At 63.4% G+C, this 19,638-nt stretch carries 17 protein-coding genes; 8 read left to right on the forward strand and 9 right to left on the reverse strand.

All coding sequences use genetic code 11. The annotated features are described in order from the left end of the window. Positions 1-31 precede the first annotated feature (31 nt). Positions 32-2,035: an acetyl/propionyl/methylcrotonyl-CoA carboxylase subunit alpha gene (locus VDQ28_RS12120; protein ID WP_323036179.1), complete on the forward strand. Its 2,004-nt coding sequence runs from the start codon at positions 32-34 to the stop codon at positions 2,033-2,035. 105 nt (positions 2,036-2,140) lie between these two features. On the opposite strand, the gene VDQ28_RS12125 is transcribed toward VDQ28_RS12120, so the two are convergent. Further along, positions 2,141-2,641, reverse strand: a complete 501-nt coding sequence (locus tag VDQ28_RS12125; protein WP_323036180.1) for a DUF4174 domain-containing protein — start codon at positions 2,639-2,641, stop codon at positions 2,141-2,143. A 111-nt stretch (positions 2,642-2,752) separates the two neighbouring features. Here VDQ28_RS12125 and scpA point away from each other — a divergent pair, with 111 nt between their 5' ends. The 5 genes from scpA to VDQ28_RS12150 all read left to right on the forward strand — a co-directional run bounded on the left by scpA (position 2,753) and on the right by VDQ28_RS12150 (position 7,235). Then, the gene (gene scpA, locus VDQ28_RS12130; protein ID WP_323036181.1) at positions 2,753-4,891 is read left to right on the forward strand and encodes a methylmalonyl-CoA mutase; all 2,139 of its coding nucleotides are present in this window, start codon (positions 2,753-2,755) and stop codon (positions 4,889-4,891) included. Positions 4,892-5,072: 181 nt separating this feature from the next. After that, positions 5,073-5,546: an MAPEG family protein gene (locus tag VDQ28_RS12135; RefSeq protein WP_323036182.1), complete on the forward strand. Its 474-nt coding sequence runs from the start codon at positions 5,073-5,075 to the stop codon at positions 5,544-5,546. A 10-nt stretch (positions 5,547-5,556) separates the two neighbouring features. Then, positions 5,557-6,174 carry a VOC family protein gene (locus VDQ28_RS12140; RefSeq protein ID WP_323036183.1) on the forward strand — a complete coding sequence of 206 codons (618 nt, stop codon included), beginning with the start codon at positions 5,557-5,559 and terminating at the stop codon, positions 6,172-6,174. Between the two features lie 53 nt (positions 6,175-6,227). Then, on the forward strand, positions 6,228-6,911 hold the full coding sequence (locus VDQ28_RS12145) for a molecular chaperone DjiA (RefSeq protein ID WP_323036184.1): 684 nt from the start codon (positions 6,228-6,230) through the stop codon (positions 6,909-6,911). A gap of 15 nt (positions 6,912-6,926) precedes the next feature. Continuing rightward, a complete protein-coding gene (locus VDQ28_RS12150; RefSeq protein WP_323036185.1) occupies positions 6,927-7,235 on the forward strand; it encodes a hypothetical protein in 309 nt (102 codons plus the stop codon). Here the strand turns inward: VDQ28_RS12150 and VDQ28_RS12155 are convergent. From VDQ28_RS12155 to VDQ28_RS12175, 5 genes are all read right to left on the reverse strand, one after another. Next, positions 7,148-8,824, reverse strand: coding sequence for a Ppx/GppA family phosphatase (locus VDQ28_RS12155; RefSeq protein ID WP_323036186.1), 1,677 nt, complete (start codon positions 8,822-8,824; stop codon positions 7,148-7,150). The two genes, VDQ28_RS12150 and VDQ28_RS12155, sit on opposite strands and share 88 nt — an antisense overlap. 73 nt (positions 8,825-8,897) lie before the next feature. Continuing rightward, entirely contained in the window at positions 8,898-11,084 is a 2,187-nt protein-coding gene (locus VDQ28_RS12160; RefSeq protein WP_323036187.1) for an RNA degradosome polyphosphate kinase, read from the reverse strand. A gap of 25 nt (positions 11,085-11,109) precedes the next feature. Beyond that, a complete protein-coding gene (locus VDQ28_RS12165) occupies positions 11,110-11,832 on the reverse strand; it encodes a DnaA ATPase domain-containing protein (RefSeq protein WP_323036188.1) in 723 nt (240 codons plus the stop codon). Next, positions 11,810-12,904, reverse strand: coding sequence for an AI-2E family transporter (locus VDQ28_RS12170; protein ID WP_323036189.1), 1,095 nt, complete (start codon positions 12,902-12,904; stop codon positions 11,810-11,812). The genes VDQ28_RS12165 and VDQ28_RS12170 overlap by 23 nt, the downstream gene beginning before the upstream one ends. Positions 12,905-12,907: 3 nt before the next feature. Continuing rightward, positions 12,908-13,231: a 2Fe-2S iron-sulfur cluster-binding protein gene (locus VDQ28_RS12175; protein ID WP_323036190.1), complete on the reverse strand. Its 324-nt coding sequence runs from the start codon at positions 13,229-13,231 to the stop codon at positions 12,908-12,910. Positions 13,232-13,454: 223 nt separating this feature from the next. On the opposite strand from VDQ28_RS12175, the gene VDQ28_RS12180 reads away from it, so the two are divergent. Next, positions 13,455-13,925: a peptidoglycan-binding domain-containing protein gene (locus VDQ28_RS12180; RefSeq protein ID WP_323036191.1), complete on the forward strand. Its 471-nt coding sequence runs from the start codon at positions 13,455-13,457 to the stop codon at positions 13,923-13,925. A gap of 138 nt (positions 13,926-14,063) precedes the next feature. Here VDQ28_RS12180 and VDQ28_RS12185 read toward each other — a convergent pair whose 3' ends face one another. From VDQ28_RS12185 to VDQ28_RS12195, 3 genes are all read right to left on the reverse strand, one after another. Then, a complete protein-coding gene (locus VDQ28_RS12185; RefSeq protein ID WP_323036192.1) occupies positions 14,064-16,148 on the reverse strand; it encodes a capsular polysaccharide biosynthesis protein in 2,085 nt (694 codons plus the stop codon). A 53-nt stretch (positions 16,149-16,201) separates the two neighbouring features. Then, positions 16,202-17,257 (reverse strand): polysaccharide biosynthesis/export family protein, encoded by a 1,056-nt coding sequence (locus tag VDQ28_RS12190; RefSeq protein ID WP_323036193.1) that lies wholly within the window; start codon positions 17,255-17,257, stop codon positions 16,202-16,204. Between the two features lie 186 nt (positions 17,258-17,443). Then, complete coding sequence (locus VDQ28_RS12195) at positions 17,444-18,652, reverse strand: capsule biosynthesis protein CapA (RefSeq protein ID WP_323036194.1); 1,209 nt, start codon at positions 18,650-18,652, stop codon at positions 17,444-17,446. 220 nt (positions 18,653-18,872) lie between these two features. Between VDQ28_RS12195 and VDQ28_RS12200 the strand changes: the two genes are divergently transcribed. Continuing rightward, positions 18,873-19,487 (forward strand): riboflavin synthase, encoded by a 615-nt coding sequence (locus tag VDQ28_RS12200; RefSeq protein WP_323036195.1) that lies wholly within the window; start codon positions 18,873-18,875, stop codon positions 19,485-19,487. The last annotated feature ends 151 nt before the right edge of the window (positions 19,488-19,638 follow it).

Consider the following 19,638-nt stretch of genomic DNA (forward strand, 5'->3'; position numbering starts at 1 on the left):
GCAAGGCCCTGACCGGGCTGGGGGAGTGAGAATGTTCAAGAAAATTCTGATCGCCAATCGTGGTGAGATCGCCTGCCGGGTCATCAAATCCGCGCGCAAGATGGGCATCCGGACCGTCGCGATTTATTCGGATGCAGACCGCAACGCGTTGCATGTCAAGATGGCTGACGAGGCGTTTCACATTGGTCCATCGCCTGCCAATCAATCCTATATCGTCATCGACAAGGTGATGGAGGCGGTCCGCGCCTCGGGCGCCGAGGCGGTGCATCCGGGCTACGGGTTCCTGTCCGAGAACATGAAATTCGCCGAGGCACTCGAAGCCCAAGGCGTTGCCTTCGTCGGCCCGCCAAGCCCGGCAATCGAGTCGATGGGGGACAAGATCACCTCCAAGAAGATCGCACAGAAAGCCGGGGTCAGCACGGTTCCGGGCTATATGGGCCTGATTGCCGACGCCGATGAAGCGGTCAAGATTTCCGGCGAGATCGGCTATCCGGTGATGATCAAGGCCTCCGCCGGCGGCGGTGGCAAGGGGATGCGCATCGCGTGGAATGATGATGAGGCCCGCGAAGGCTTTCAATCCTCCAGGAACGAGGCGGCCAGCAGCTTTGGCGACGACCGCATTTTCATCGAGAAATTCGTCACCCAACCGCGCCACATCGAAATCCAGGTGCTCGCTGACCAGCACGGCAACTGCGTCTATCTGCACGAGCGCGAATGCTCGATCCAGCGCCGCAACCAGAAGGTCATCGAGGAAGCGCCGTCCCCGTTCCTTGACGCCGCCACCCGCAAGGCGATGGGGGAACAGGCCGTCGCCCTGGCCAAGGCCGTGGGCTACACCAGCGCGGGCACCGTCGAATTCATCGTCGATGGCGAGCGCAATTTCTTCTTCCTCGAGATGAACACGCGGCTGCAGGTCGAACACCCGGTGACCGAATTGATCACCGGCGTCGATCTTGTCGAGATGATGATCCGCGTCGCCAATGGCGAACCGCTGCCCTTCAAGCAGGAGGACCTGAAGATCAACGGCTGGGCCATGGAAAGCCGCCTCTATGCCGAGGATCCCTATCGCAACTTCCTGCCCTCGATCGGCCGATTGACCCGCTACCGCCCGCCCGTCGAAGGCACGACCCACGCCGGCGGCATCGTGCGCAATGATACCGGCGTCTATGAGGGCGGCGAGATCAGCATGTATTACGACCCGATGATTGCCAAACTCTGCACCTGGGCCCCGACCCGCGGCGCCGCAATCGAGGAAATGCGCGTCGCCTTGGACACGTTCGAAGTCGAGGGGATCGGCCATAATCTGCCGTTCTGTTCGGCGGTGATGGACCACCCGAAATTCGTCGCGGGCACGATCACGACGGCCTTCATCGAAGAGGAATTCCCCGACGGATTCCATGGCGTTACGCTGTCCGACGCCATGCTCAAGCGGGTCGCCGCCGCCGCCGCCGCGATGAACCGCGTCGCGGAAATCCGCCGCACACGGGTGTCGGGCACGATGGACAACCACGAGCGCAAGGTCGGCGACGATTGGGTCGTCTCGCTCCAGGGCACCGAATTCGCGCTGCTCGTGCGCGCGGATCGCGGCGGCGCGACGGTCGATTTCAAGGACGGCTCCACCATGCGCGTCGAATCCGATTGGGTGCCCGGCCAACCCCTTGCGCGGCTCCTGATCGACGCCGAGCCGCTGGTCCTCAAGGTCGGGCGCATCACCGGCGGCTACCGCCTTCGGGTGCGCGGCGCGGACCTCAAAACCCATATCCGCACGCCGCGACAGGCCGAACTGGCGCGGCTGATGCCGGAAAAACTGCCGCCGGATACCTCGAAACTGCTGCTCTGCCCGATGCCGGGCCTGGTGGTCAAGATCATGGTTGCCGAGGGCGACGAAGTGTTCGAGGGCCAAGCGCTGTGCACCATTGAAGCGATGAAGATGGAAAACATCTTGCGCGCCGAGAAAAAAGGCATCGTCGCCAAGATCAACGGTACGGTTGGCGGCTCGATGGCCGTGGACGACGTGATCATGGAGTTTGAATAAGATGGGCTGCGCGACGCATGAGAACTTGCGCCGCGCCCCGGCTTCATCTTGCCCAAAATACTCGCGGGGGCGAAGGGCGCAGCCCTTCGGGGGCGGCAGCCCCCTCTACCGACCCGCGGGCATCCGCTCCAGAATTTCCTGGCGCCGCAGCGGGAAATGGTCAATCGCCGAGGCGATTTCGCGCACACTGCGCGGTGCCGGGCGGCGCTGCTTGATCTGCCCATCCTTGCCGATGATCGCCAGCATGAACCCCCGTGGGCGCAACATGCGGCGCAGCGGGCTGTCCGAATTACGGTCGCTGTCGATGATCACCACGACATCGCGCTCGAACAACTCACCCGGCCGCTCCGCGATATCGCGCATCTGCCGCTGGAACGCCGGATCATTGGGGGAATCCGCCAGAACGGCGACGATCCGGTACTCCCACAGGAAATCCGCCGGGTCGATCTGCGCCGCGTCCAGGATTTGCAGCCCCGCAACTGGCGTTTCGACCACAGTCTCCACGGGTGCGGTGCCCGCAGCAGGGTTTGCAACCTCTTGCGCCGTGGCGGATACCATCGCGACCGCACCCACGATCAACGCAATCAACATGAATTTCATCGGCATCGGATCTCCTTCACCCCCTGATATAGGCTTTCGCGCCGGAAAAACACCAGTGATCCCGACGATTTCGCCTGATCCCTTGCGATCACCGCCACAGCAGACAAGGACCTCGTCATGACCGACAAATCCGACCAAACCGCCGCCTGGGAAGCTCTGGCCAGCAAGGAATTGCGCGGCCGCTCGCTCGACGATCTGACGTGGAACACGCTCGAAGGGATCCCGGTCAAGCCGCTCTATACGCAGGCTGATACCGAAGGGTTGGCGCATCTCAATTCCATGCCCGGTCTGGCCCCCTTTACCCGCGGCCCGCGCGCGACGATGTATGCGGGCCGCCCCTGGACCATCCGCCAATACGCCGGATTTTCCACCGCCGAGGAATCCAACGCCTTCTACCGCAAAGCCCTCGCGGCGGGTCAGCAGGGCGTCTCGGTGGCCTTCGATCTGGCGACCCACCGGGGCTATGACAGCGATCACCCCCGCGTCGAGGGCGATGTCGGCAAGGCCGGCGTGGCGATTGACAGCGTCGAGGACATGAAAATTCTCTTTGACGGCATCCCGCTGGAAAAAGTCAGCGTTTCCATGACGATGAACGGCGCGGTTATCCCGATTCTGGCGAATTTCATCGTCGCCGGTGAGGAACAGGGCGTCGATCGCTCGCTGTTGTCAGGCACCATTCAGAACGACATTCTCAAGGAATTCATGGTCCGCAACACCTATGTCTACCCGCCCGAACCCTCGATGCGGATCATTGCGGATATCATCGAATACACCTCGGCCGAGATGCCCAAATTCAACTCGATCTCGATTTCGGGCTATCACATGCAAGAGGCCGGTGCGAACCTGGTGCAGGAGCTCGCCTATACCCTGGCCGATGGGCGTGAATATGTGCGCGCCGCCATTGCGCGCGGCATGGATGTTGATGCCTTCGCCGGGCGGCTCAGCTTTTTCTTCGCCATCGGCATGAATTTCTTCATGGAGGCGGCCAAATTGCGCGCTGCGCGCCTGTTGTGGCACCGCATCATGTCGGAATTCAACCCCAAGAAACCCGGCTCCTTGATGCTGCGCACCCATTGCCAGACCTCAGGCGTTTCGTTGCAGGAGCAGGACCCCTATAACAACGTCGTGCGCACCGCCTATGAGGCGATGGCGGCGGCCCTTGGCGGCACGCAATCGCTGCACACCAATGCCTTGGACGAAGCCATCGCTCTGCCCACCGAATTCAGCGCCCGCATTGCCCGCAACACGCAGTTGATCCTGCAAGAGGAGACCGGCGTGACCAAGGTCGTCGATCCTCTGGCCGGATCGTATTATGTTGAAAAACTGACAGCGGACCTCGCGGATGAGGCGTGGAAACTGATCTGCGAGGTTGAAGAACTGGGAGGCATGACCAAGGCCGTCGCCACCGGAATGCCGAAATTGCGCATCGAGGAATCGGCCGCCCGGCGGCAGGCCGCCATCGACCGCGGCGAGGATGTGATCGTTGGCGTCAACAAATACCGGCTTTCCCAAGAGGATCCGATCGACATTCTGGACATCGACAACGTCAAGGTGCGCGACGGCCAGATCGCGCGCCTGAAGACAATCCGCGAAACGCGCGATGAGGCCGCTTGCACGGCGGCGTTGAAAGACTTGGAACGTCGCGCGCGCGACGGTGGAAACTTGCTGGAAGGGGCCATTGTCGCGGCACGCGCCCGCGCCAGCGTCGGGGAGATCAGCACCGCCATGGAAAACGTTTTTGGCCGTCACCGTGCCGAAGTCAAAACCCTGGCCGGGGTTTATGGTGCCGCCTATGAGGGCGACGATGACTTCGCGGCGATCCAGAAAGATGTCGAGAACTTCGCCGAAGAGGAGGGCCGCCGCCCGCGCATGTTGGTGGTGAAAATGGGTCAGGACGGCCATGATCGCGGCGCCAAAGTCATCGCCACGGCCTTTGCCGATATCGGGTTTGACGTCGATGTCGGCCCCTTGTTCCAGACCCCCGAAGAGGCGGCGCAGGATGCGGTGGATAACGATGTGCATGTGATCGGGATTTCCTCGCAGGCGGCGGGTCACAAGACGCTGGCCCCGAAACTGGTGCAGGCGCTCAAGGATGCCGGGGCCGGGGATATCCTGGTGATTTGTGGCGGCGTGATCCCGCAGCAGGATTACCAGTTCCTGTATGACAGCGGCGTCAAGGCGATCTTCGGGCCGGGCACCAACATCCCGAACGCCGCGCGCGATATCCTGCGTCTGATCCGCGCCGCGCGCAGCTGAGGTCGGCACGGGCGCCGTTGCGGGTCTGGGGAGAACGCGCAACAGCCGACCAACCGTTTCCGCTTTCGCGTCGCACCGGCTCTGTCGGTGCGACCCTGCGCGCCCCTTGACCCGGCGGCGTGCACAGGCTCTTCTGACGGCGATGCGCGTGATGACTGCGCGGCGAGAAAGTAGGGAAACCATGCTCGGCAAACGACCCGTGATCGCCGCCTCGATGGCGCTGTCAATGGTCTATGCCATTTGGCTCGTCTGGTGGGGGCAGGGGCCGGGCGATCCTGATCGCGCGTTGATCCTGGGGGTTGCGCCCGGCGGTCTGGTGCTTGCGGCCATGATCGGGCGGTTGGCGCAGCGCCGGTTCTTTGACGATCAGATCATCGACGGCGCGCCCTTTCTCCCCGGATCGCCCGCCGAGATCGACCAGCGCGTGCTGGGCAACACCACCGAGCAAATGCTTCTGGCGCTGTGTCTGTGGCCTTTCGCAGGTTGGGTGCTGGGCTGGGGGTTGGTGCCGGTTCTGGGGGTGTCTTTTGCGGTGGCGCGGCTGCTGTTCTGGATCGGCTATCACCTGTCACCACCGTTGCGCGGCCTGGGGTTCGCGGCCAGTTTTTATCCAACATTGATCGCCGCGCTCTGGGCGCTGGCGGCAAGCCTTTGAAGGGGCAAACATGGGCGAAATCGACCATCTGGCAATTGCGGCGCGAACCCTTTCCGAGGGGGTGGCCCTTGTCGAATCCTTGCTGGGCGTGCCGTTGGAACCGGGCGGCAAACACCCGTTGATGGGAACGCATAATCAACTCCTGTCGTTGGGGCCGGACGCCTATCTCGAGGTCATTGCCATCGACCCCGACGCGCCGGCGCCCGCGCATCCGCGCTGGTTCGCCTTGGATGATTTCCGTGGCCCGCCCGCGCTGCAAGCGTGGATCGTGCGCGTCGAGGATCTCGACGCCGCCCTGCACCTTGCGCCCGACGGCACAGGGGCTGCCACCGATCTGGCGCGTGGCGATTTGCGCTGGCGCATGGCGATCCCCGCCGACGGACGGTTGCCCTTTGGCGGGCAGTCGCCGGCGCTGATCGCCTGGCAGGGCGCTGCCCATCCTGCGGCACGGCTGCCTGATCGTGGTATTCGGCTGTCGTCCTTGCACCTCGCCCATCCGGACCCTGCCGCGTTGCGCACCGCGACCCGAACGCTCTGCGCCGACCCCCGGATTCAGGTCACGCAGGCACCGCACCCCGTCATGAGCGCGGTTTTCGAGACCCAGAATGGCCGCAAAACCTTTCCATAATGTGACCGCGCGACGGGCTGGGCAAATCCACCGCCGCAGCGTAAACTGACCCCATGTCAGTCTGGTCACGGATCAAGGATGCTTTGGAGGCCCTGCGCGCGGGCGAACCGCTGTTGGCGGTGTTCGACCGGCTGCGCACCGCGCCAGAGCGCAGCGTCGCCTTTACCATTGGCGTGATCGCGCTGGGGGCAAAGCTGGCCAAGGCCGATGGCACCGTGACCCGCGACGAGGTGTCGATGTTCCGCTCGGTTTTCACGCTGGCCCCGGCCGATGAAAAACACGCCGCGCGCCTTTTCAACATGGCGCGCCAGGACGTCGCCGGGTTCGATTCCTACGCCCGCAAGATCGCCAGCCTGTTCCCGCCGCGCGACCCGGTGTTGCGCGACTTGATGGAGGGGCTGTTTCACATCGCCATGGCGGACGGCAATTTCCACCCCGCCGAAGAGGCCTATCTGCGCGCCGTCGCCGAGATCTTCGGATTGCAGGATGCCTGTTTCCGCTCGATGATGGCGCAGTTCGTGCCGGGCGCGCTGGCTGACCCCTATGACATGCTCGAATTGCCGCGCGACGCGACCTTGGAGCAAGCCCGCGCTGCCTTTCGCCGGATGGTGCGCGAGACCCACCCCGATGCGCTGCGCGCGCGCGGCGTGCCCGAAGAGGCCGTGCGCCTGGCCGAAGATCGCCTCAAGGCGCTCAACCTCGCCTGGGATGAGGTGCAACAGCGCGCCGCTGCCTGATGACGGAGGAAACCGATGCGAAACCCGCTTTTTGCCGCGCTTGTTGGAATGCTTCTTGCGGCGCCGCTTGCCGCGCAAACGCCCGATCCCGCGCCGCGTGACCTTGGGGGGCTGTTGCGCGACATGGTCGGCCTGCTGGACCCCTATCTGGGAGAACTGGCCGAGATGCTGGGCGATTTATCGGGCTGGCACGCGCCGGAATTCCTGGAAAACGGCGATATCCTGATCCGCCGCCGTCAGTCCGAGGCAGACTCGGAAACCGCGCCGGAAACCGCGCCCTCTGACGAGGATGAGGCCCCGATCCTCGAACCCTTGGAGCTTTGAGCCCGCAAGATCCTGAGCTTGGTCGTTACGCCCATGGTCTTGGCCAGTGCCTCGAACCGTTGCGCCGCGACCTCGCCAAACAACGCCTGCCGCGAGGGTTGCAGGATCAGTTCCAGCACTTTTTTCTTGGGGAAATAGCGCAATTCCCCGGCGGAATCCGGCCCATCCAATGAGAACATGGACCCGAACCGCATCGCGCGGCCCAGCATGATCGCCTGGCGGATGTCCTCCTCGGAGAGCAGCGACAAAACCGGGGTCAGGCGGCTGTTGGTGCCGTTGTTCTTGTAGCGATTCATCAACGCCAGCCCCAGATAGACCCGGCCCTGATGGTCCAATGCCCCCAGATTGGCGCGGGTGGCCGTGTCAAAGCAGCTTTCCGAGCGATAATCGGGGTGCGCACGCCAATTCACATCGTGCAACAGACAGGCCGCACGGATCAGACGCAGCCGCTCATGCGATGCATTGCGAAACAGCGGCATCAGGAAATCATAGAGCTTGCGGCCGAATCCCGGCACCCGGGCGCTGGCTTTCTCGGCGTGGCGCGAGGCTTCGATCAGCGGATCGGCGGCGCGCAGATCGTCGGGCATTTGCTCGAACAGGATGCCCTCGCGGATGCCAAAGCTGGAAATGTAGATGTGTTTGGGGCCGAACACATGCAGCAGTTTGCGCAACACCTCGATCGCCGTCGGGATCAACGAAAGGCGATCCGCCGAAATACCCGTCAGATCGCGCAGGGTCTTGAGGTCGCGATCCTGAATCCAGTCGATCGTCTTGCGGATGGATTTCGGCGTCAGCGCGTATTCATGCAACACGGTCAGGGGGTAGCCGCGTCGCTCCATGTCGAGCCGGGCAAAGGCGCGCCACGAGCCGCCGACCAGATAGAGCACTGCGTGCTCGCCGCCCACCTCGGCCTTCAGGTCCTTGAGCGTTGCCAGAATATGCTCGCGCAGACCCTTTTTGCCGCCCTTGATCTGTTGCAACCGAAACGGGCCCAGCTTTGAACTGACCCGCCGACCGACCTTGTTGTCGCCCACCTCGGCCAATTCCATCGACGAGCCGCCAATGTCGCACATCAAGCCACGCGCACCCGGCCAGCCCAGCAAGACACCTTGCGCCGACAGGCGCGCTTCCTCGGTGCCCTCGATGATCTGCATTTCAAGCCCGGTGTAGACCTCGACCTCGGTGCGAAATTCCTCGCCGTCGGTGGCCTCGCGCACCGCAGCCGTCGCCACCATCGTCAGGCTGGTCAGCTTCATGTCGTCGGCCAAAAGTGCGAATCGCTTGATGGCGGCAAGCGCGCGCGCGCGCCCTTCGGGATGCAGTTTCCCGGTGTGCGCCAGATCGCGCCCCAGACCACACATGATCTTTTCGTTGAAATAATAGGCTGGTGACCGCGCGGCGCCGTCGAAAACCACCATCCGAACCGAGTTCGACCCGACGTCAACCACGCCCACGCGCTGCAACCCCCGGATGGCCTCGGCGTCAAAGACCGGGCGCTTGAAATATCCCCGGATCGGCGTTTCGCTGCTTTGGGGCTCAGTCGGTAGGTCCACGTTCGGCCTCTCGGGTTTGCGCTGGTTCGGGCTCATCTAGGCGGCGTTGGTTTGCCGCGTCAACAGCCGACGTTGCCGCAACGCGCCCGTCATTGCCGTGGTGGTGGCCTCAATCCGTGGCATGGGCCAGCTTTGGCACATCGCGCGCGCCCGCCGATCCGCGCCCGGACAGCGACGGGTTCTCCATGAAAAAGCGGTGACAACTGAACAGTTTGCCGTCGTCGGGTGACCCGGGTTCGGGCAGGTGGCGCACATACTGCCCGGTGCCATCCAAGACCCAGCTTTGCGCCGTGTCATAGAGATTGGCCGCCATGATTTGCTGCACGATCTGCGCCTTGACGGTGGGGTTGTTGATCTCGACCAGCGTTTCCACGCGGCGCATAAGATTGCGCCCCATCCAGTCGGCCGAGGACATGAACACCCGCGACTCGTCTGACGGCAGCCCGTGACCCGAGCCGAAACACACGATTCTGGAGTGTTCCAGAAACCGTCCGACCACTGATTTCACGCGGATATTCTCGGACAGGCCCTTGATGCCGGGCCGCAGTCCGCAGATGCCCCGGATCACCATGCTGATCTGCACCCCGGCCTGCGACGCGGCATAGAGCGCGTCGATCACGTCGGGTTCGACCACCGAATTCAGCTTGGCCCAGATCACCGCCGGGCGCCCGGCGCGGGCATGATCGGCCTCGGCGGCAATCAGATCCAGGAGTTTGCTTTTCAGCGTCAGGGGCGAAATCGCGAGGTTTTCCAGCCCGTCGGGCTCGGCGTAGCCCGACAGATAGTTGAACACCCGCTGCGCATCGCGCCCTTCGGCGGGTTTGCAGGTGAAAAAGCTCAGATCGGTGTAAATCCGCGCGGTGATCGGATGGTAATTCCCGGTGCCGAAATGCGTGTAGGTCACCAGCTTGTCGCCTTCGCGGCGCACTACTGCCGAGATTTTCGCATGGGTCTTGTAGTGGATGAACCCGTAGACCACATGCGCGCCCGCCCGCTCCAGGCGTCGCGACTGACGGATATTGGCGGCCTCGTCAAAGCGGGCCTTGAGTTCGACAAACGCGGTGACCGACTTGCCCGCCTCGGCCGCTTCGCACAGCGCATCGACAATCGGGCTGTCGCGGGATGTGCGATAGAGCGTTTGCTTGATCGCCAGGACATCTGGGTCGCGCGCCGCTTGTTCCAGAAATCTCACAACCATATCAAAGGTTTCGTAGGGGTGGTGCAGCAGCATGTCCTTTTGCCGGATGGCCGCGAACATGTCGCCGTCATGGTCTTGCACGCGTTCGGGAATCCGCGGCGTGAAGGGCGGCCATTGCAGGTCACGGCGGGCATCGACCACCAGTTCCTTGAGGTCGGACATGCCCAGCAGACCCGCGACCTCGATCACCTCGTCCTCGGTGACTTCGAGGTTTTGCATGATCAGCGAGCGCAATTCGGGCTTGGCGTCGTTGGTCAGTTTCAGCCGGATCACCTCGCCGCGGCGGCGACGTTTCAGCGCGACCTCGAATTCGCGCACCAGGTCTTCGGCCTCCTCCTCGACCTCCATATCCGAGTCGCGCAGGACCCGGAACGCGCAGGAGTTGCGCATGGAATAGCCGGGAAACAGCGCCTGCAACTGGTCGAGCAGCAGTTCTTCCAGCGGCAGCACCCGCAGCGCCCCGCCATCGGCGGGCAGTGCGATGAACCGATCAATCTGCTGCGGCACCGGCAGCAGCGCGTTGCGGCGCAAGCCATCGGCGCGCCGCTCAATTTGCAGCGCCAGCGAGAAACCCGCGTTTGGGATGAACGGGAACGGATGCGCCGGGTCGATTGCCAGCGGCGAGAGCATCGGAAACACGTTGAGCAGGAAGTATTCGTTCAGGAACAGCTTGTCCTCAACGGTCAGCGCGTGACGGTCGAGGATGAAGATCTGCTCTTGCTCCAGCGCGGTGCGCAGGGCGATGAACGTGGTTTGCTGCTCGGCCATCAATCGGCGCGCGTCTTCGTTGATCCGGGTCAGTTGCTCCAACGGGCTTTTGCCATCGAACGAGGGGGTCGTGTTCCCCGAACGATGCAATTCGCGCAATCCTGCCACGCGAACCGTGTAGAATTCGTCAAGATTGGTGGCCGAAATCGACAAGAACCGCACGCGCTCGAGCAACGGCACGCGCGGGTTCGACGCCTCATCCAGCACCCGCCAGTTGAACGCGATCCACGACAATTCCCGGTTGAAAAACCGGTCGGCCGAGGTCGGATCGAATCCCTCGGGGGGATCAATCGGGGTGGGCATCGGATCATGTAGAAAATCAGCTGTCATGGCAGGACTTTAGCACAAAGTTCAGTCAGTTCCATGATGCGTTATCTGGGTCGGTGTTGTCGAGATCCTCTGCCAGGACTTCCTGCGCCAAGGCACGGGTGACGGGGCGGCCGCGTTTCAGCGCCGTCTCATCCAGCCGCGCCACCATCGCGCCGGCCGCCGCCAAAGAGCGCTCCATCCGGGTCAGCAGATAGTCGATCAAAGCCGGTTGGACACGCAGTTGCCGGTCGTTGAACAGCTTGACCAGAACCGCGCCCAACAGGGCCTCGTCCGGCTCCTGCAGCGCGACATGCGCCGCCGCCGTCAGGCGCGAGACCAGATCCGGCAGCGTCAGCCCCCAATCGCGCACCGGGCGGCGTGCGGTCAGCAGCAATTGCCCCCGTCCGCGCAGATGGTTGATCAGGTGAAACAGCGCCTCTTCGCCCTCGGACCCGGCGACCTGATCGGCATCGTCAATCGCCAACACCAGCGTTTCGGGCGGCGACAGGCGTTCGGGCAAATCGGCGGGCAGGGTGGCGGCGCGCTGCCAAACGGCGTCATGGCCCTGCGCCCAGACCTGCGCCAGATGCGTCTTGCCAGAGCCTTCCGGCCCGACCAGCACCATGATTCCGGCCGGCAGACCCGTGGGCGATTGTACCGCCGCCAGGGCCAGGGCATTCGACGGTGCCTCCAGGAAATCGTCGCGGCCCATCGCCGGCGTGCTCGGCAAATCGAGGGGGATCTGTTCAGCTTTCGTCCGGTCGGCCATGGCTTGATTCCGCGTCGGCCGCTGTCGGGCCATGATAAAGCGCGCTGTCCAGATAGACGCGGATTGCGCGGCGGATGATTACGCCAAACGCCGCCGAGATCGGCACCGCGACCAGCATTCCGACGAACCCGAACAGCGCGCCGAACACTGACAATGCCAGCAGCAACCACACCGGGTGCAGCCCCACCGAGCGGCCCACCAATCGCGGGGTCAGCACGTTGCCTTCCAGCATTTGGCCGGTCACGAACACCGCCGCCACCAGCCCGATCGAGACCCAGTCGCCCCAGAATTGGAACAACGCCAGCCCGATCGCCAGAGCGCCGCCCAGCAGTGCGCCGACATAGGGGATGAACGTGACCAACCCGGCAAACGCGCCAACCACCAGCCCGAATTGCAGGCCGACCAGCATCAGCGTGATCGCGTAAAACAGGCCCATCGTCAGGCAGACGCCGCCCATGCCGCGGATGAACGAGGCCACGGTGCGGTCTATGTCATGGGCGACTTCGCGGATGACCGGGGCGTGTTCGCGCGGCAAAAGCTGGTTGATTCGGGCGATCATCGGGTCCCAGTCCAGCAGCATGTAGAACGCCACGACCGGCACGATGACGATGATCATCACGATGTTGATCACCGATGCGGCGGATCCCAATACCGCATTCACCAGCTCGCCGCCGCGAGAGCTGATCGCCTGTCCAAGCTGGTTCAACGACTGCCGGACCGTTGATTCGGCATCCATCAGCGAGGGGAACCGCTCTGTCAGGACGTGCACGGTGCGTTCGGTGAATTCGGGCGCTGTGGCGATCAGCATCTGTGTTTGCTGGATCAACAGCGGCACGACCAGCAGCATCGCCAACGCAAACAGCAACAACGCTGCCACGCTGATGGTGACGGTCGCCCAGACCCGGCTCATGCCCCATTGCTCCAGCCGATCGGCGACCGGGTCGAGGAAATAGGCCGTCGCCATGCCCAGAACAAAGGGCAGGATCACATTGCCCAGTTGCCACAGCGTCAAGATCAGGAGCAGCGCAACCGCGCCCCAGATCTGTAGCTGGCGGCCAACCGGAACCTTCATGGTTCAGATTTGCCGTTCAGGCATACGCACGACCAGACCGTCGAGTTCCGGCGTGACTTTGAGTTGGCAGGTCAGGCGCGATTTGGTGGCGTCTGGCTCATAGGCGAAATCCAGCATATCCTCTTCCATCGGGTCTTTGGCCGGCAGCTTTTCGACCCAGCTTTCGTCGACATAGACGTGGCAGGTCGAGCACGCGCAGGCGCCGCCGCAGTCGGCTTCGATGCCCTTGATGCCGTTGTCGCGCGCGCCTTCCATGACGGTCAGGCCGGGTGCCACGTCAACCACGTGCTCGGTGCCGTTGAATTCGATGTAGGTGATCTTGACCATGTTCGCCTCGTGCTAAGCCGGATTTTCGACTTTGCTCATAAGCGATGGGCAAGACTTTGACCAGTGCTTCGCATTGGGCTTGGTTCATTGTCTGAAGTTTTGCCGCGAAATGGATCGGCCTTTGCCGCGTGCGGGTCGCGGTGTTGCCCGCAAATGGCCCTGATTGGGGGCGACAACGGGTCAAGACGCACAACCATCCGCCGATTCGGCAGTCGAGGCCCCTATGATCCGTCGTTTTTCCCTGTTGCTCGTTGTTGCCCTGCTTGCCGGGTGCCAGACCGCGACGCCAGAGCCCGAAGTGCGCCGCGCCGAGGCCGCGCCCACGCCATTCCGCGCCGCCCCGTCGGATGCCTGCTGGGCGACGGACCGTGTTCCGGCGGTGACCGAAACGCAATTTGTCGCCGTCGATGCCAATGGCGCGCGCGAACCCCGCGAGATGATCATTCACCCTGCCGAGGACCGTTTGTTTGCCGTGCCATGCCCGTCGCAGATGACACCGGATTTCCACGCCACGTTGCAGCGTGCCTTGATGGCGCGGGGCCTCTATTCCGGCGCGGTGACCGACATCTATGACGCCGAAACCGCCGAGGCCGTGCGTCTGTTTCAAGCGCCGCTGGGCTTGAACAGTGCGATCTTGTCCCTGGACGCGGCACAGCAGTTGGGGTTGGTCGCGGTTCAGCGTGACCTCCTGTGACAGGGGTGTTGAGGCGGGCGCGGGCAAAGCCTCGTTTCGGGAAGTGTGGCGCAGAGGGATTACCAAAGGGTAAAAGCTGCACGCCAATTCCTTGAATTTACGCGATTGTCATTCTGTCCCCCCGTGGGACGCCAGCGCTCAGCGACGCCAGATCCACGCATATCCGGCCAAAATCCCTTGCGCCTTGGCAAGCAACCGCAACCCGATCGAACGCATCAGAACCCGCCCCGAACCCAGCCGTTCGACAATCAATTCCGGCGGGCAGGGCGATTTTGTCAGCGGATCGAGATATCGCGGATAGGCAATCAGAACCGCATGAACCAGCCGGTCCAGATCCGGGCGCGGCACCGCGTTTCGCCGCCGCTCCGGGATGGTTCCGCGATCCTCGGTCAGCCCCCATCCGGCATAAAACGGCGCGCCCAGACAGGTCACCGGAATCCCGCGCATCAAGGCCTCGAAGCCGATCCCCGAAGTCATGGTCCAGACCTGATCCACCAGCGCCAAAGCCCGCGCCGCGTCTGTGTTCGTCAGGATCAGATCGGCAAGTTTCCCCGCATCCTCGACCCGGCCCGGCCGCAAGCCGGCCTCGACATCGGGGTGCGGTTTATAGACGATCACCGCCTCGGGCCGCGCGCGGCGAACCGCCTCTAGAAGGGCGCGATTGGTGGTGATCTTGTCGGTTCCCAGCCGGATCGAGGCGTCATCCTCGACTTGACCGGGGACCAGGATCACGGGTGCGCCGGGGCGGCTGGCCCGAACCCCCGCAAGCGCCGCCTCGGCCGCCGCGTCGCCGGAAGCGAGATTATATTTCGTGACACCCGCCGACAGGATTGCCGCGCGCAATCGTTCAGCCCGGTCTGCGCCACCGGGGGGGAGCTTTCCGGCGATCAACCGTTCAAGCTGACTTTCCGTGCCGGGGTCGTAATAGATCCCCCGATCATCGAGCACCAGCGACAGCGGCGGCACCAGATCAGCCCCCAGACCGCGCGAGCGCAGAAACCCGTCCTCGACCCGCAGTCCCCTGAACTCCTCGTCCACGCCCGAGGCCCAGCCGATAACCCGCCGGTGTTTCTGCCGCGCCGTGACCAGAGCCTGCGCGGTGTCGCGGGCAAAAATCACTGGTTTATGCTGGCCAAAGAATGCCTGGATCGCGGGTCGTTTCCACAGCCGCATCCCGACGGCGACATGCCCCGTGCGGTCCTCGCGATAGGCGCGCAGCCGGGCTTCGAACTGATCCAGAATCTCCTCCAGCGCGCATAATCGGTCGCACAGCGGATCGTACCACAAGGGATACAGCATCATCGCGCCCACGAATAATTGCGTGCGGGTCAGGTTGCGACGGCGGCGGGGCAGGGGGTATTCGTCTTGGGACAGGCCCCAACCGGCGTAAAACGGCTGTCCAAAAACGCGCGGTTTATGCCCGGCGAGGATGGCCTCGAACCCCAGTTGCGACGAGACGGTATAGACCGCCACGGCCCCCTCCATCAGGGTCCAGGGCGAATGTGGACCATCGACAAAGGCAACCCTTCCGCCAGTCTCGATATTGGCAACGGTGCGGGAATAATGGCCGGTCCGATGGCCGGATGTGGTCTCGGGGTGTGAGCGGATGAGAATGCGTGCGCCGGGGTGTTCCTCTTGTGCGAAAACCAGCATTTCGCGAAACAGCCGGTCGGCGGGCAGGGATCCGTCGGTTTTGCCGTGCAGGAGCGAGGCATCGCCCTTGACCTGATCGATGACCAGAACGTAGCCCGGATCGGGGGGCGGAAAATCGGGGTCATGCGCGTTGTATTTGGACAGGTGCAGGTGGCGCATCCGGTCGATATTGACCCGCGCCCGGGCCATCAGGGATCCATCATCGAGCGGATGTGTGGCCAGCAGGTTCTCAAGGTCCGACGGCGCGCTGGGGTCATAATGTATGCCCGCGCGATCCAGCAAGAGGCCGATGGGCGGCTCGTGGGCTTCCCGGCCCGGTCGCAACGAGCGCAGAAAGGCATCCTCGACACGCCAAAGCGCGGCACCGGTGCGCCGGGCCAAGGCCTCGGCCCGATAGGCGCGAGGGCTGTGACCCCAGGCGACGACGGCATCCTCGGCACCGGGCCAGCCCAGATGTGGTTTATGCCCGGCCAGCTCCAGAATGCGCCGAATGCGCCGGGCCTGTGCCGTTGGGCCCAAAAAACCGCCACTGGTGGCATAAATCCGGGGGTGGGGCGGCGGCTTGGGCATCAGGCGTGCCAAAAACAGGCCGCGCACCTTGAGTGAGGCGCGCGGCGCATGGTTTACGGAGTCGCCGCAGTGGCATCGTTGACCGCCGAAATCGCGGCACCCGTGGCGCCCAGCGTGCCGGTCAAGGTTGCGATCGTGCGGTTCCAGGTGACGGACGAGGCTTCGGTGACGTAGATCGTATCGCCGTCGCGGATCTGGAAATCACGGGCCATGAACATGCCATTCGGCGCGGTCAGGTCCAATACATAGACAAAACGCTGGTCGCCGACCACGTCCTGACGGCCCAGCACGTTGCGGGCAATCTCGACGGGTTCATTGCGAAAGACGAAAACGCCGGTCGGGTCTGCGCGCGTCGCGTCAAGGCCGCCGACCTGGGCCAAAGCCTCGATCGCGGTCAAGACTTCTGAATCGAAGGTGATCAGGGCCTGCGTGCCGGTTGCGCCAAGCACCGTGAAGCGGCGTTGGTCTTGCTCGACATAGATCCGGTCGCCGCCGCGCATGGCGATATCCAGTTCCGGGTGGTCAAAGAGGTCATCCAGCCAGACCCGGTCGCTGATCGAACCGCGCGTCACGGTGACCATTGCGGTTTGCGTCGGAATGCGCACGCCGCCGGCTTCGGCCAGCATGGCGGTCAGACGCCGGGTCGGGCGGTCGATCGGATAGTTGCCCTGGCTTGTGACGGCCCCCACGACCGAAACCGTTGCGCCATCGCCACCGGTGCGGCTGACGTAGACCTGCGGATCGGGGGTCTGTTCATCCAATTGGCGCGCAATGGTGCCGCGCAGGCCTTCGGGCGTCTGGCCCGCGGCCCGGACACGACCGGCGAAGGGCACATAAATGAAGCCGGCGCTGTCGACTTGCAATTCTTCAAGCCGCGCACCGCGGCTGTCGGCACTGGCCAACAACCCTTCGGGGACGTTTTCGAAGACGGTCACCGCGACGGTGTCGCCAACGCGAATCGTATCGCCGCCCAAAAGCTGCGCGTTGCGAAGGGACGCTGAAAATCCAAGGCCAAGCGGAACATTGGCGGCGCGATTCACACGGTCACCGACCGCGACGACAAACGCATCGCCTTCGCGCAGAACGGAGCCTGCGAAGATTTCATTCATGGATGGCCCGGGACGCGGTATGGTGCAGGCACTGATGCCTGCAACAATCACGCCGAGCGCCAGTACACTGGCGCGGCGGAAGGGGAATACGAACACTGCTCGGGCTCCTGTATGGATTGCCTCTGATTTTTTTCTAGAACTATAGACAGAACCGAGATTATTTCCAAGTCCGGATGTCGCATCGCGTCAACGAACAACGCGCAGGTGTTGCCGTGGTGCCGATCGGCCGGCGATCAGGGCGCTGTAGGGGTCATCTGGCGCGAGCAGCAGATCCACAACCTGGCGCAGCAATTGCCGCCGTCCGGCGGAGGAATAAAAGCCACCGGGGATCTGGGAGGTTTCGAGCAGGAACCGCCGATAATCGCGGTAGGCGCGCAGATCAGGGCGGCTGGGGGCGGCGAAAAACTCGGGCAGGGGTTGGGTCGAGACAAACTCGGGCTTGTCATAGACTGCCGCGCCAAACACCCGCAGGGGCATCCCGCGCCACAAGACCTGCTGCGCGGCGGTCGAGTTGACGGTCACCGCCGAGCGCGCGTCATTCAGCAACCCGGCCAATTTTCCGCCGCGGATGAAATGCACCCGTTCCAGCACACCGTATTGGCGCGCCAGCCGTCGAATATCCGCCTTGAGCGTGGTGCGCCCGTCTTCCAACGGATGGGCCTTGAACACGAGGTGGTGGTGACGGGGCGCCCCCTTGGCAAACCCCTTGATCGCGCAGTCGAGAAATTCGGTCATCGTGGTGAACGGGCTGTGCATCTGAAAGCTGCTGTCATGCTCCAGTTGCAGCAGCGCCAGATGATACGGAAACCCGCCGGTCCGCACCCGCCAGGTCGCGATGCGCCGTTCTATGGCCACGAAGGGCATGGACAAGAGGCGCTTGAGATACAGCCCGGCCTCGGCGCGGACATCGAGCGCACGATGCGGGCGAAACCCGCGATAGGCCCCGTTCGCCAGCATGATCCGCGCGTGATAGGCGAAACCGTAGAACACATGCTGGCGCATGTCGCCCCAATGTGCGGGCGCATCGACCAGATCAATCTCGGAATGCTCCAGCGCCTTTTGCATCTCGGCAATGCTGAGGCCCATCAGCCGCGAGTGGCCATTGGCCCCGCCCCGCTCATAGGTGACCCACCAGGGGCGCAAATACCCTTCTTCGAAGACATGCACGGTGATACCGCGGGCCCGGGCGTGTTTGGTCGCCTCACTGTGGATGAATCGCGTATCGCCATAAAGCACCAGATCGGTGATTTCGAGGCGCTCAAACAGGCGGTTGATTTCCTGTGGCCAGTCGGCCTGTGTGCCCTGGAACGGGATATAGCCTTGCGCGCGCCAATAGGCCTGATCGCCCCGATTGAAACCGACCCGCCAGACCTGCGCGCCCGCGCGGCGCAGCATATCGCCAAGTTGGCGAAAAAAGGGCCCGTGGGGTCCTTGCAGGAAAAGAAAGCGACGGCTGTCGCCCGATATGCTGATCGTGCCTGTCACTGTCGATATGCCTTGGGGGTGTTCCCCTTTTGGTAAAAGAATGCCAGAGAATGAGTCGCTAATAAACCCCACAGATGGTTAAAACGTAACCATAACAGGGCCTGACCAGACGGGAGTGCGAAAAAAAACCATGTTTACCGGCATTATCACCGACATTGGACGCATCCTTGCGTTGGAAGACCGTGGCGATCTGCGGGCGCGCATTGGCACGGCCTATGACGTTGACGGCATCGACATCGGCGCCTCGATCGCCTGCGATGGGGTCTGCCTGACGGTTGTGGCCCTGGGGAAATCGCCGTCGAATTGGTTCGACGTGGATATTTCGGCCGAGACCGTGTCGAAAACCGCGATCGGCCGCAGTGGCTGGCAGGTCGGCAAACGGCTGAATCTGGAGCGCGCGCTGAAGGTTGGCGACGAGTTGGGAGGGCATATCGTGTCGGGCCATGTGGATGGCGTGGCCGAAGTGATCGCGATGGCCAAGGAGGGCGACAGCACGCGGGTGACGTTTCGGGTGCCCGAGGAATTGGCGCGGTTCATTGCCCCCAAGGGCTCGGTGGCGCTGAACGGGACGTCTTTGACGGTCAATGAGGTTGAAGGCCGCGCGTTTGGCATCAACCTGATCCCGCACACGCAAATGGTGACGACCTGGGGCGATGTGGCGGTGGGCGACGCGGTGAATCTGGAGATCGACACCCTGGCGCGCTATGTGGCGCGGATGCGCGACTGGGATGCGCGCGCCGAGTGATTTGTGAAACGGAAAGCGCTGCGCGCTTGTGGTCTTTGGTGAGGGGGCAGGGAGGCGTTGCCTCCCTCTTTGCTGCGCAAATTCACCCTCCAGGATATTTGAAGAACAAAGAGCGGGGCGGGGTGGGGCGTTGTTGACGTGACGGGTGCGC

The organism is Pararhodobacter sp., assembly GCF_034676545.1.
Taxonomy (GTDB): domain Bacteria; phylum Pseudomonadota; class Alphaproteobacteria; order Rhodobacterales; family Rhodobacteraceae; genus Pararhodobacter.